This is a genomic window from Agrobacterium sp. Ap1, from assembly GCF_017313375.1.
Lineage (GTDB): Bacteria > Pseudomonadota > Alphaproteobacteria > Rhizobiales > Rhizobiaceae > Neorhizobium > Neorhizobium cellulosilyticum.
Genome location: NZ_JAFLMY010000021.1, coordinates 22,139 through 34,797, shown reverse-complemented (window position 1 = coordinate 34,797; position 12,659 = coordinate 22,139). Strand labels below are relative to the sequence as shown.

At 56.6% G+C, this 12,659-nt stretch carries 11 protein-coding genes; 9 read left to right on the top strand and 2 right to left on the bottom strand.

Annotation, left to right across the window (positions count from 1 at the left end; translation table 11 throughout):
- Positions 1 to 74: 74 nt before the first annotated feature.
- Positions 75 to 1,418 (bottom strand): pyridoxal phosphate-dependent decarboxylase family protein, encoded by a 1,344-nt coding sequence (locus tag JZX87_RS25580; protein WP_206828723.1) that lies wholly within the window; start codon positions 1,416 to 1,418, stop codon positions 75 to 77.
- A 27-nt stretch (positions 1,419 to 1,445) separates the two neighbouring features.
- Entirely contained in the window at positions 1,446 to 1,898 is a 453-nt protein-coding gene (locus tag JZX87_RS25575) for a winged helix-turn-helix transcriptional regulator (RefSeq protein ID WP_206828722.1), read from the bottom strand.
- Positions 1,899 to 2,001: 103 nt separating this feature from the next.
- Between JZX87_RS25575 and JZX87_RS25570 the strand changes: the two genes are divergently transcribed.
- From JZX87_RS25570 to JZX87_RS25530, 9 genes are all read left to right on the top strand, one after another.
- Positions 2,002 to 3,237, top strand: a complete 1,236-nt coding sequence (locus tag JZX87_RS25570) for an MFS transporter (RefSeq protein ID WP_206828721.1) — start codon at positions 2,002 to 2,004, stop codon at positions 3,235 to 3,237.
- Positions 3,238 to 3,585: 348 nt separating this feature from the next.
- Positions 3,586 to 4,101, top strand: coding sequence for an RNA polymerase sigma factor (locus tag JZX87_RS25565; protein WP_206828720.1), 516 nt, complete (start codon positions 3,586 to 3,588; stop codon positions 4,099 to 4,101).
- Positions 4,102 to 4,258: 157 nt separating this feature from the next.
- On the top strand, positions 4,259 to 5,248 hold the full coding sequence (locus tag JZX87_RS25560) for a FecR family protein (RefSeq protein WP_206828719.1): 990 nt from the start codon (positions 4,259 to 4,261) through the stop codon (positions 5,246 to 5,248).
- A 144-nt stretch (positions 5,249 to 5,392) separates the two neighbouring features.
- Positions 5,393 to 7,855, top strand: coding sequence for a TonB-dependent siderophore receptor (locus JZX87_RS25555; RefSeq protein WP_206828718.1), 2,463 nt, complete (start codon positions 5,393 to 5,395; stop codon positions 7,853 to 7,855).
- 10 nt (positions 7,856 to 7,865) lie between these two features.
- Positions 7,866 to 8,873 (top strand): iron-siderophore ABC transporter substrate-binding protein, encoded by a 1,008-nt coding sequence (locus JZX87_RS25550; RefSeq protein ID WP_206828717.1) that lies wholly within the window; start codon positions 7,866 to 7,868, stop codon positions 8,871 to 8,873.
- The gene (locus tag JZX87_RS25545; RefSeq protein ID WP_206828716.1) at positions 8,870 to 9,568 is read left to right on the top strand and encodes a siderophore-interacting protein; all 699 of its coding nucleotides are present in this window, start codon (positions 8,870 to 8,872) and stop codon (positions 9,566 to 9,568) included. Before JZX87_RS25550 ends, JZX87_RS25545 begins: the two co-directional genes overlap by 4 nt.
- Positions 9,569 to 9,576: 8 nt before the next feature.
- A complete protein-coding gene (locus JZX87_RS25540; RefSeq protein ID WP_353654256.1) occupies positions 9,577 to 10,620 on the top strand; it encodes a FecCD family ABC transporter permease in 1,044 nt (347 codons plus the stop codon).
- On the top strand, positions 10,617 to 11,678 hold the full coding sequence (locus JZX87_RS25535; protein WP_206828714.1) for a FecCD family ABC transporter permease: 1,062 nt from the start codon (positions 10,617 to 10,619) through the stop codon (positions 11,676 to 11,678). The genes JZX87_RS25540 and JZX87_RS25535 overlap by 4 nt, the downstream gene beginning before the upstream one ends.
- The gene (locus tag JZX87_RS25530; RefSeq protein WP_206828713.1) at positions 11,675 to 12,478 is read left to right on the top strand and encodes an ABC transporter ATP-binding protein; all 804 of its coding nucleotides are present in this window, start codon (positions 11,675 to 11,677) and stop codon (positions 12,476 to 12,478) included. Before JZX87_RS25535 ends, JZX87_RS25530 begins: the two co-directional genes overlap by 4 nt.
- Positions 12,479 to 12,659 lie beyond the last annotated feature (181 nt).

Sequence of the window (12,659 nt, the reverse complement as noted above, 5' to 3'; positions counted from 1 at the left end):
GGTGTTGCCTCAGCGTTTGCTGGCCCTTCGTGACCTTAAGGAGGGTTCATCATCTTCTTGCTGGACGGCTTCGCTCACAGCCGCGACGCTGTCACCAAGGCGTCAGCGAGGCGGACGACATCTTCATGACGAGTACGCCATGATGAGAAACTAATACGGAACGCACTACGGCCTTGCCAAACGGTGTTCCCGAACCAACCAGCACCGGAATCCAAAACTCTCTGACGGACCCTCGCGGTTCGCTCATCATCGCCGCAGCGTACCAGGACCTGATTGAGAACGACGCGATTGAGAACCTCCAGGCCCCCTTCGCGGAGCCGTTCTGCCAGCCAGACTGCCTCGTCGCAATGACGATCGACCATTTCGGCAACACCATCGCGTCCAAGTGTTCTGAGTGCTGCCCAGATCGGGATCCCTCGCGCCCGGCGCGAAAACTCCAGTGTCAGATTCTTCTGTGCATCGGCGAAGGCGGTCGCATAAACCGCATCACCGTTCATGGCTTGGGAAAGCGCTTCGGCGTCCCGGCAGATGGCAACCGCACCGTCATAAGGGGTGTTCAGCCATTTATGGCCATCCGTCGTCCAGCTGTCCGCTTCTTCTATTCCATCCGTCAGTGCTTTGCGCGACGATGCTCGCGCCCAAAGTCCGAATGCGCCATCGACATGGACCCAGGCATTCGCTGCCCGGGCAGCCGCGATCAGAGGGATGAACGGATCAAATTCCCCGGTATTGACCTCTCCGGCCTGCAGGCAAAGAATGGTCCTGTCGTCGAGGGCCGGCAGCCGGGCGGGATCTATCCTCCCATAGGCATCGGTCGGTGCGGTGATGAACCGGGAAATACCGAAACCAAGCAGTCGAAGCGCTTTGACCACCGTAACATGGACAGTCCCGGAAATGACGACCTTGATTTCCGGCGCGCCGCTCAGGCCATCCTTGTCAAAATCCCAACCCTGGCGCGCCAGCAGCGACCGTCGCGCGGCGGACAGACAGGAAAGAGTACAGGCGGTCGCGCTCGTGCCAAACCCGACCGCGCTCTCGCGTGGTAGGTCGAGGATTTCCAGCAACCAGCGCGCCGCGACCTTCTCGATCGTCGCAGCGACTGGCGAGTTGTCGTAAGACGACGCGCACTGATCCCACGCCAGCATCAACCTTTCTGCTGCGGCGGCTGCCGGCAATGCTGCGCCGACCACGAAGCCAAAATAACGGGGGCCATTGGAGGCTGTTGTCGCCTGCGAACCGTGTGTATCGAGCAAACGCATGGTGTCGACGGCATCCGATCCGCCCTCCGGCAGGGGCTCTGTAAAAACGGCGAGACCGTCGCGGGCGGCCTTGTTCGGGAATGGCGGCCGCTCTTCAATACCCTTCAGATATGTCCTTGCTCGCTCATCTGCTTCGGCGATCAGTTCAAGTTCCTGCATGTCACTTCCTACGTTGCAGCTCACGGCTCAGCGACCTTTGATTTTCTTTACGTGCGTGTTGTTCCAGTCCACGAGCCGGCCATCCTGCGTGTGGAGTTCCAGCCGTGCTACGGGTTCATCTGTTTCGGTGACCACAAGCGAGGATTTCTGTTCATCCCCGCGATAGAGATGATCTTCCCCCCATTGGCGCAGAGCGACGATAACCAGAAAAAGGCCGCGTCCTTTCTCAGTCAGGAGATATTCCGAGTATGCGCTGCCATCGGAGGCCGGAGCCGTTTCCAGAATGCCACGTTGCGTGAGGTCTCGTAGACGCGTCGCGAGCATGCCTTTGGCGATGCCAAGGCCTGTCTGAAACTCGCTGAACCGGCGCACTCCATCGAAAGCGTCGCGGATGATGAGTAGTGACCACCAATCGCCGATAACATCGAGTGCGCGCCCAACTGGGCACCCGGCATCCCATAGGCTAACCCGCTTGACCAAGTCCAATCTCCCCATCGCGATTCTGGTTCTAAAATAGAACTAGAATTTCGATATCACAAGTGGTCTTAAAATAAAACCAGATTTGATGTCACGAGGAATCGCCATGCAGCAGCCGGACGAACACAGCGGCAGCCATCAGACGAGACGCGGACTTTCACGCGATACCACCATGATCTTCGCGGTGGCCGCAGGCGTCAGCGTTGCAAATATCTATTATGCTCAGCCATTGCTCGACGTGATCGCCCAGGATGTCAGGATTGCACCGTCCGATATCGGTCTCGTCGTGACGCTGACGCAAGTCGGCTACGCGCTCGGCCTCATATTCTTCGTTCCGCTAGGTGATTTGATTGACCGGCGCCGGCTGATCCTTGGCCAAGGTGTCTTGTCCGTCATCGCTTTGATCGTAGTCGGGACCTCAAATACCGGACCGATCCTGCTCGCCGGTCTTGCTGCAATGGGTCTGCTTGCCGTAATGGTGCAGGTTCTTGTTGCGTTCGCTGCCAGCCTTTCAGTGCCTGCTCAGCGTGGCAGGACAGTCGGCATAGTGACGAGCGGCGTGGTCGTTGGCATTCTTGCTGCTCGCCTTGTTGCCGGATTCTTGGCCGACCTAGGCGGCTGGCGCGCTGTCTATCTCACGTCCGCTATGCTGACGGCTGGCATGGTCGTTCTGCTGATGCGTGTCCTGCCCAAACAGCCTTCACCGAACAACAGGAACAGTTACGTCGAAACGGTTCGCTCGACAGCTGTGCTGTTTCTTCGTGACCGGATTTTGCTTGTCCGGGGACTTCTCGCTTCGCTGATCTTCGCGTCATTCAGTGCGTTTTGGACGGCGCTGGCTCTGCCACTCAGCGCCCCGCCTGTATCCTATTCGCTTACTCAGATAGGTATGCTGGGTCTCCTCGGAATAGCGGGCGCACTTGCAGCAGCGGGAGCGGGCAAGCTTGCAGATCGGGGTCTTGGGCAGTGGACCACGGGCTCATCACTTGTGTTACTGCTGGCATCATGGGCGCTGATAGCCATGATGCCGATATCTTTGCTCTTTCTTTTTGCCGGGATTGTTTTGCTGGATCTGGCTGTACAGGCCATTCATGTTACCAATCAGAGCATTATCCTGGCTCGCTATCCTGATGCGAGCAGCCGCCTTATCGGGGGCTATATGGTGTTCTATTCGATCGGTAGCGCCATCGGGGCCATCTCGTCGACAGTCGCTTATGCTTACGGGGGATGGTCTGGTGTATCGATGATCGGAGCAGGTTTTTGCGCAATTGCGTTGTCGCAATGGGGAGCGACGCTGCGTCTGACGACTGAGCGAACTCAAAGGGGTGCGAGCACGTCTTGAGTAGGAGGAACGGAGCAAAATAAAAACGCTGATTTTTTTTCCCTCGACGCGGGAAGCCGCGTCTGCCGTTTTTCGGCATGAGAGTTCGGAAACACAGTCGGCCGGCCTCCAAAGGTCTGGCGTCTTGCTCAGTTAATGGTGGGTCGATGTATCAACCGTCCGGAATGACTAGGGGTTGATTCCAAATTTAATCCGCGTAAAGAGCGTCGAGAAACTTTCGGCGTTCACTCATGTTTATAATGAGTTCTAACAGTCTATGGATGATTAAGTGCCATGCACACTCTGCCAGCGCTGAGAAGATGCCTGAGCGCGTCGGTCGCTTTGATCTGGTTCGGCCGATAGTCGAGCATGTCCGCAGCTCTTAATGCCATTTTTGCACTTCACCGCCGGTCGCTGCTATGGGCGGTCATGCGTATTGTGCGTGACCCCCATACGGCAGAAGATCTGGCGCAGGAAGCTTATGTGCGGGCGAAGACGGCCCTGGAAACCAGGTCGATAGATCACCTCGAAAGCTATCTCTACCAGACCGCCAAAAACCTTGCGCTCGATCACCGCCGGAGGCGAAGCTTTCGACAACAGTTTGAGCGGTCGGATTGCTCAGCTAATGAGGTCGAGAATGTCGCTACGAGCGAGATTTCCGCAGAGGAAAATATCATCGAGCGAGAGCGCCAGCGACTTTTCGAGGAGGCTCTGAGCAAATTGCCAGGCCGTGCACGCGAAGCTTGGGGCCTGTCCCAGATTGAAGGTTGGAGTTATCAGCAGATCGCCGATCATCTAAATGTGTCACGCAATACGGTGTACAACGACATCAAGATGGTCATTGGGCATCTTCGTGATGTGCTTACTCGTTTGGAAAGAGGCTGAACTTTGACAAATCCTCACCACAGAGCTGGCAGTTGTTCACATTGGCTTAACGCGCACCGTGTCTCCCAGTGTCGCCGCATGAATTTTTGTGACAGGGGGCGTGGTCGGCCGTCTCACCTATACGAGCACTCGCCTCGTAAACTTGGGGACGGTCTGAATGGCGCGTAAAAGATTAAAAACAGGTGCCGGGGCGGCAGACTCTACCGAGAGCTCGGTGGATGCGGCGCTCGAATGGTTCATGCGCTTGCAGGAGGATCACTCGTCAGAAACTTTGAAGGCTTTCGAGTCCTGGGAGAAGGCTGATCCGGCGAACGGCCGGGCCTATGGTGACCTTGTTCGGATGACATCGATGCCTTCCCTACACAAGGCGACGGCCGGGGATCGAAGTCGCCGGATCAGTACTGTGCCTATTACGTGCAAACCCCGGCTTTCGAGGTGGAAAATCGGAAGCACGGTTGCTGCCAGCTTGCTCGCCGGCATTTTCTGGTTCCAGTTCCCGACGATCATGGTTCAATGGCGTGCCGATTACATGTCAGAAGCCGGTCAGCGGCAGACAGTCACTCTTCCGGATGGCTCGACCGTACTTCTCAATACGTTGTCGGCGATTGCGATCGATTTCGCGGATGGCAGGCGTCGCGTCAGCCTGCTCGACGGCGAGGCTTTCTTCGACGTGAAGCACGACCCGGCCCATCCGTTTGTAGTTACCGCTCACTTTTCCGCCTTGGAGGTGAAGGGGACAGCGTTTGGTGTTGCTGTCTCCAAACAGCAGGACACAGTCGTGTTAGAGCGTGGCCAAGTCGAAGTGACCGGCACGAAAGCTAGGACCAGCAAAGCCAAGCTCGAGCCTGGCCAGATGGTAATTGCAACGGTAAACGGCCTGTCCGGCATCAGCTCGGTCGATCCGGCGCAATCGTTGGCGTGGAGGGACGGCCGCCTCGTGTTTCATGACCGTCCGTTTTCCGGGGCCTTGTCAGACCTCAAGCGCTATTACGACGGGCAGATCGTTGTCGCGACAAACCGCTTTGCCGATACCCTCGTGAGCGGCAACTATCGCATCGACGATCCAGACGCTGCGATCCGCACCTTTGCCATGTCTGTGGGCGCCGAGATCACCCACCTGCCCGGTCGAATTCTGATCTTGCGTTAAAAACTCAACTTTATTTGTGACGGCGCCCAAGCCGAACGTCTCATGTATGAGGGCGCGGTTTTCACGCGGGGTGTAGACCGCTCTCAAGGTTTGAGTTTGAGGGAATTCGATATGGTATTCCGAGGGGTTGGGGACGTGAGTGGGATGTCTGATATACGTCGGGTGTTTGCAACATCACGACTGACCATGGTCTTGCTGAGCTCAACAATGTTGAGCTTCGGGGCCGCTGATCTCATTTCCGGCGCCCCGGCTCAAGCTCAACAGGCCGAAGCAAATGTCAGCTTCTCTATCCCCTCGCAGGCCCTCTCGTCAGCCGTTGATGCCTTCAGCCGGGCAACCGGGTGGCAGATCGGCTATTCGTCCGCAGTTGCCCGCGCGATCGTCACGAGGCCAGTGACGGGCGCGATGCCGCCCTCGCAAGCCCTACAGGTCATGCTGTCGGGCACGAACGTTCGCGTTCGCATCACCGGTCCGAGAAGTGCCGCCTTGCTTGCTACAGCGGAATTGCAGGGTGTGAACCTGCCTGCAGACGACGCTACTGTTCTCGAACCCATTGTGGTTCAGGCGGGTGCCACGACGGAGGGATCAGGCTCATACACGACGTCTGAGGCGACGATCGGCAAGGGTGAACAGGAGATCCGTCGTATTCCCCAGGCCGTTTCGGTGGTCACGCGCAAGCAGATGGACGATCGGAATGTCGCGACTATCGATGACGCGCTTGAAGAGGCCCCCGGCATTTCGCTCTATGACAGCCCCATGGGATCGAGATACGTCTACTCCCGTGGTTCAGCCGTCGACACGATGCAATATGATGGTGTTGCCCGCAGCACTTATTACGCGCAAGCAAACAGTTTTAGCGAAGACATGGCAGCATTCGATCGCGTCGAGGTTTTGCGGGGCGCGGCCGGCTTGCTCCAGGGAGCGGGAAATCCAGGTGCCGCGGTCAACATGGTGAGAAAGCGCCCGCTCGAAACGCAACAGCTTTCGGCTTCCCAGGATATCGGCTCGTTCCAGAACTATCGAACCGAAGTCGATGCGACCGGCCCTTTGAACGCGGCAGGATCATTGCGCGGCCGTATCGTTGGTTCATTCAACGACCGCGAGTACTTCACGGATATCGCGAAAAGCCGTAACGTTTTCTTTTATGGGATTCTTGAAGCCGACATAACAGATAACACGACAGTGGCATTCGGAGGGAGCTACAAACACCGGACGTCGACCCCCTGCTTCACGGGACTGCCGCACTATAGTGATGGATCCGATCTCAGACTTCCTCGCGACACTTGCCTCGGCCAGAGCTGGAACTACTGGGACACCGATCAGCTATCGCTGTTTGCAGACGTCACCCATGACATCAATGAGAACTGGAAGTGGAAGACCTCCGCCGATTACTGGCGCGAGCAGCATGACGTGAAATACGAGTACTCCATTGGTGCCATCAACCCGACGACCCTTGCCGGCTCTTCTATGCTGGCGAGCCTGTTTGACATGGAAACATCAAACGTGGCGTTCGACAGTTATCTGGATGGAAATGTGGATCTGTTTGGCCGTACCCACGAAGTCATTCTGGGGGGCAGCCTCAGCAGACTGGTGAGCGATAACGATTTCGCCGTCGCACCCCTGGGAATTGCCCAGAACGTCTTTGATCCCATTTCTATTCCCGAAGTCGATGACAATTTTATCATCGCCAATCAGATTAATGGTGGCGACACGCGAAATACAATCGAGCAGCAGGCACTCTACGGTATGACACGGCTTAGCCTTTCAGACCCGCTGACCGTTATTCTGGGTGGTCGCTTGAGCTGGTACAAGCACCGGTCGGTCAGTCGGGACCGCAGCGTGCAGTCCTCGTCTTATCAGGAGAATGGTGTTTTCACTCCTTACGCCGGTATTGTCTATGATCTCGACGACGACTGGTCGATTTATGCGAGCTACACGGATATTTTCCAGCCACAGACGAACGTCGATGCCTCGGGAGAGACGCTCGAGCCAATCCTTGGCAATAACTACGAAATCGGGATCAAGGGCGAGGTCCTTGACGGGCGGGTCAATACGTCAGTTTCGCTGTTCCGTGGTACCACAAAAAATCGTGCCATTTTCGATGATGACAACTATCCATGTGCTTCTTCTCCTACTGGCGAATGCTATTCTGCAGGAGGAAAAGTTCAAAGCGAAGGAGTTGAGCTCGAAGTAAGCGGAGAGTTGTTCTCTGGTTTCCAAGCAGCTGCATCCTACACATACACACACAGGACGTTGCTCGAGGGCGAGGAAGACTACTCTTTTAACCGGACTTTTACACCAGACCATTTGATCAAGATTTGGGGAGACTACAGTTTCACGGAGCAGTTCGAGGGTTTGACAGTGGGAGGAGGCGTCCGCTTCCAGTCGGAGACAAGCCGAACGGTCGGAATCACCAAGGTTACCCAGGAACCGTTTGCCGTCGTTAGTGCCCGGGTGGGTTACAAGTTTAACGAAAACGTCCAGGCGGCTCTAAGTGTCGATAACCTCTTTGACAAGCGGTACTACCAGACAGTGGGAGCGCCAGGCTGGGGCAGCATGTACGGTGACCCTCGCACATTCACCTTCAGCCTCAAAACTAAATTCTGAGGCTGTAACCATGGAAGCAAAGAAAGCCGCTGGGCTTAAACGGCGGAATTTCATTATGGCAACTCTCGGAGCGACGATTACGTCTGGGCAGACTGCTTCTGCCACGTCTTCTCGCCAAGATTTTCCTGTTTCCGTTTCGCATGCATTCGGCACGACGATCATTCCTAAACCGCCTCAGCGCATCGTCACGTTGGGCTGGGGTGGAGAGGATGCCTTGCTGGCTCTCGGCGTAACTCCCGTCGCGATGCCGAGGTACGGCCAGTTTGCGGACGGCGTCCTGCCATGGGTCGCGGATAAAATCGGTAAGACCAGACCTAGGCTGATGAACCAGGGGCTGATCGACTATGAGGTGCTGGCTCTGCTTAAACCTGACCTCATTCTGGCGGTTCGCACGAACATCAATGCTCAGGCATGGCACCGCCTCCAACAAATTGCTCCGACGGTCGCCTATCGATCCGGCCCCTTACAGGCAGACTGGAAGGAAATCACGGGGCTCGTAGGCGATGCAATTGGGCTCTCCGGACAAGCAAGTGATCTGATTTCAACGACCAGAGACCAATTGCAGGACCTCGCCAATTCTCATCCGCATCTCCACGGCAGGACATTCGTCTTTGGTAACTACTTCACGGCGAGCAACGCCATTGACTTCTACCTCCCGCCCGACGGGCGGGTATCATCACTTTTAGAACTCGGGCTACGAATTGCCCCAAGTGTCTTGCCGTTCGTGTCTTCGAAGAGACTGAAGATCGGCGCCAGCATCAGTCTGGAGTTGTTGGATACCATAGAGGCAGATCTTTTGATCTTATGGTTCCCACCGGGCGCGCGGCGTGAGCTCGAAGGGAATTCGCTATTCAGGCGATTTTCCCCAGTCGTGGAGGGCAGGTTTGTCCCGCTCGATGATCCACTGGCGACATGGGTCGCGTGCAATCCGAGTGTTCTATCGATACCCTATGGATTTCCCCAATTTGCCAGCCAGCTGGAAGATGCTGCAAGACTTCGGCGAGGAGACGGTCAATGAGTATCGAACCGATGAGGGCAACTGTCGTCTCGCGCGTCTCTTTAAGCCCGTCGATGATCCGTGTCGTGCTTGGCGGGGGTGAGTTACAACATTTCGAGAGCAGCAGCGTGCCTGATGAATTCATCTGGTTATCGTTTACAAAACCCGACGGAACAATGAGCGGGCGATATTACACCGTTCGTCAGTGGAACAAGGATGCTCGCCATTTGACTGTCGATTTCGTCAAGCACGAATCTGGTATCGGCACCGAGTGGGCCCAGCAAGCATCTGTCGGCGATTCAATCGAGATCTACTTGCCGCGCTCACGCTTCGATCCTCCGGCGCAGGGAAGTATCCTTCTCGTCGGCGATTATAGTGCACTTCCCGCCATCGCGCGCATTGTCGAAGAATTGCCGCTCGGCCGAACCCTTATCGCGCATGTCGAAATCCCCGAAGTTGCGGACCGCATCGATCTTGGGATGAGAGAAAATATCGCCATCCACTGGCATGAGACATTTGGCAAAGGTGACAAGCGTACACGGCTTTCCGAGATTGCCCGGATGGCGACGCTTCCAGACCAGTTGGGCTATGTGTGGATTGCAGGCGAAGCCAAGGTGGTGGCCGAATGCCGCCGCCATTTCCGTAATACGTGTGGGATTGCCAAGGAGAGCATCACCGCTGTCGGGTATTGGGTCGAGGGGCAGGCGAGAGGATGAGGTCTGGTGTGCCACCCTCTACCGCCAGCTATCGCTCCGCGCAGACATTACGTCTCATCGGCCACTGCTCGCTTGGCGCAATACTGATTGCAGCTACTTGTGCGGTGAGCCTTGTCGTTGGACCGCGCTACATCCCGGTCGAATCCGTGCTTCGAATATTTTATGCAGGCGATATTACTACCTTTGACGACATCATCCTGCACGATTCCCGGATCCCTCGAACGCTGCTGGGTTTGATATGTGGCGCAGCGCTTGGGGTGGCTGGCGCGTTGATGCAGGCGGCGACCCGCAACCCTCTCGCCGATCCTGGCCTCCTCGGGGTCAACGCCGGTGCGGCATTCTTCATGACGCTGGCGGCAGGAGTGCTTGGATGGCACTCTATCGACGCATACATATGGGCCGCCTTCGCTGGCGCCGTGGTTGTCTCAATTGTCGTCTACGGCCTGGCGGGCGCGGGAGAGGCTGGCAGATCTTCCGGCGCGTCTCCGGTCAGGCTCGTCATTGCGGGCGTCGCAATGTCGGCAGTGCTCGCCGGTATCAGCTCGTCAATTACTCTCATCGATCCTCAGGCATTCGATGCGATGCGCACGTGGGCTGTCGGCTCGCTCGGCGGGCGTGACATGCATGTGGTGGCAACGGTCTCGCCTTTTATTGCTGTTGGTCTTGTGATCGCTGCCATCGTCTCACTGTCTCTCAACGTCATTGCCCTCGGTGAGGATCTTGCTCGATCGGTCGGTGCCAATATCAAGGTAACCTACGCTCTTGCGGTCATTTCGGTGACGTTGCTCACCGGGGCGGCAACCGCTGCAATCGGCCCGGTCGGCTTCGTTGGCTTGATGGTCCCACATACCGTGCGATGGCTGGTTGGTCCCGACCAGCGCAAGATCATCGCTGTCACCATGGTTGTCTCTCCAATCCTTCTCCTTGCTGCCGACATCGCTGGCAGGTTGCTGCTATATCCTGGCGAGCTCGAAGCGGGAATAATCACGGCATTCGTCGGCGCACCGGTGCTCATTTTGCTGTCGCGACGTAAGGCAGCGAGCGGACTATGAGCAGCACAGCACAGAACTTGGTCGATTTCGGCCGATCTATCCTGAGAGTTCGACTGGTCACAGGGCAGATCTCGACACGCTTAGACGCATTCAGCTTTCTGATAGCGAGCGTGTTGGCGGTCACGGCATTACTCTTGGGTGTAATATCTCTGATGAACGGGTCTTACCCCATCCCGCTTGCGAATGTGCTGAGCGCGCTTTTGGGCCAAGGCGATGAAACAATCAGAATGATTGTATTGGAATGGCGCTTGCCGCGTGTTGCCCTTGCGTTGCTGCTTGGTGCAGCACTTGGGATCAGTGGAGCGATTTTCCAGTCGCTGACGCGCAATCCGCTTGGTAGTCCCGACATTATCGGCTTTTCGTCCGGCTCCTACACAGGTGCTTTGGTTGTCATCGCACTTACGTCCGGCGGATATTATCAGACAGCCATCGGCGCGCTCGTCGGCGGCATCGTGACAGCTGGTGCCGTCTATCTTTTTGCCCGTCGCAAGGGCATGCAAAGCTTTCGTCTCATTATCGTTGGAATTGGTGTTTCCGCGATGCTCGGTGCCGTCAATACATGGATCATCCGTGAAGCCGACTTGCAAGTGGCCATGGCAGCAGCAGTGTGGGGAGCTGGTTCCTTGAACGGCCTTGGCGTTGAACAAGTCCTGCTCGTCTCAATTTGCCTTTGTGTTATCGTGCCGCTCACCTTCCTCATGTCGCGCCCCATGCGACAGCTAGAGATGGGTGACGATATTGCGAAGGCATCTGGTGTCACGACGGACTTGGCAAGGCTGGGGTTGATGGTGCTCGGCGTGGCACTCACGGCTGTTGTCTCAGCCGCGGCGGGACCAATCGCTTTCATTGCGCTAGCAGCACCTCAGATCGCACGAAGGTTGACCAAGTCGTCCACCACCGGACTGATGACCTCCGGCTTAACCGGAGCAGTGTTGTTGTTGGCCGCCGATTGGATGGCCCAGCACGCCTTCGGCGTCCAGCTACCGGTCGGAACGATGACCGTCAGCATTGGTGGCCTCTATTTTCTCTGGTTGCTCGTTAGGGAAGGCCGTAAATGAACGCGCATGAGGTCTTAAAGGGCCGTCTGCATGCAGACGGCGTAACGCTGAATTACGAGAACCGCACAGTTGCGCGTCATCTCTCGTTGTCGATCGCTGATGGCTCATTCACGGCGATAGTCGGTCCTAATGCATGTGGTAAGTCCACGCTGCTGCGGGCGCTCTCGCGGCTCCTGATGCCGACTAAGGGACAGGTTATCCTGGATGGGAAGGCTCTCGATCGTTACCCGGCAAGGGACGCCGCGCGTGTCCTTGGTCTTCTTCCGCAATCTGCGAGCGCCCCGGAAGGTATTACGGTCGCTGATCTGGTCGCGCGCGGGCGCTATGCCCACCAATCATTTTTTCGGCAATGGTCGAGAACTGATGAAAATGCCGTCAGCAGCGCAATGAAAGCCACCCTGACTAATGGTCTGTCCGGCCGGCAGGTCGATGAACTCTCCGGCGGTCAGCGTCAGCGGGTCTGGATCGCGATGGTTTTGGCACAGGAAACCCCGATTCTTCTTCTCGACGAGCCAACGACTTTCCTTGACATCGCTCATCAGATCGAAGTTCTGGACCTATTGGCAGGCCTTAATGCTACGGGTCGCACCATTGTCACGGTCCTGCACGATCTCAACCAGGCATGTCGGTATGCCTCTCATATCGTATTCATGAAGGAAGGAGCGATCATTAAAGAAGGGCGGCCGGCGGATATCGTTTCTGCTGAGCTAGTAGAGGCTGTTTTCGGCCTTCCCTGTCTGGTCGTTCCCGACCCTGTAACGCTTTCTCCCATGATCGTGCCGAAGAGACGCAGTCTCTAGTCAACACCATTTGTCGTCAACGACTAAGCTGTTGAGGTCAGTGCCATGGTGGCCGGTCGAGGGTTGAAATTCAAGGTGAAGAGATTGACGTGCCCCCTGGGTACAACGGCCGACACAAACGGGAGGTGCCGTGCCCTTCTGGCACGATTTGCATCCAGATGGTGGTCGAGCAGACGGGATG

Excerpts from the sequence above, each read along its gene's own strand:
- JZX87_RS25580 (WP_206828723.1), bottom strand. The coding sequence starts at position 1,418 with ATGCAGGAACTTGAACTGATCGCCGAAGCAGATGAGCGAGCAAGGACA.
- JZX87_RS25570 (WP_206828721.1), top strand. The coding sequence starts at position 2,002 with ATGCAGCAGCCGGACGAACACAGCGGCAGCCATCAGACGAGACGCGGA.
- JZX87_RS25565 (WP_206828720.1), top strand. The coding sequence starts at position 3,586 with ATGTCCGCAGCTCTTAATGCCATTTTTGCACTTCACCGCCGGTCGCTG.
- JZX87_RS25560 (WP_206828719.1), top strand. The coding sequence starts at position 4,259 with ATGGCGCGTAAAAGATTAAAAACAGGTGCCGGGGCGGCAGACTCTACC.
- JZX87_RS25555 (WP_206828718.1), top strand. The coding sequence starts at position 5,393 with ATGTCTGATATACGTCGGGTGTTTGCAACATCACGACTGACCATGGTC.
- JZX87_RS25550 (WP_206828717.1), top strand. The coding sequence starts at position 7,866 with ATGGAAGCAAAGAAAGCCGCTGGGCTTAAACGGCGGAATTTCATTATG.
- JZX87_RS25545 (WP_206828716.1), top strand. The coding sequence starts at position 8,870 with ATGAGTATCGAACCGATGAGGGCAACTGTCGTCTCGCGCGTCTCTTTA.
- JZX87_RS25535 (WP_206828714.1), top strand. The coding sequence starts at position 10,617 with ATGAGCAGCACAGCACAGAACTTGGTCGATTTCGGCCGATCTATCCTG.
- JZX87_RS25530 (WP_206828713.1), top strand. The coding sequence starts at position 11,675 with ATGAACGCGCATGAGGTCTTAAAGGGCCGTCTGCATGCAGACGGCGTA.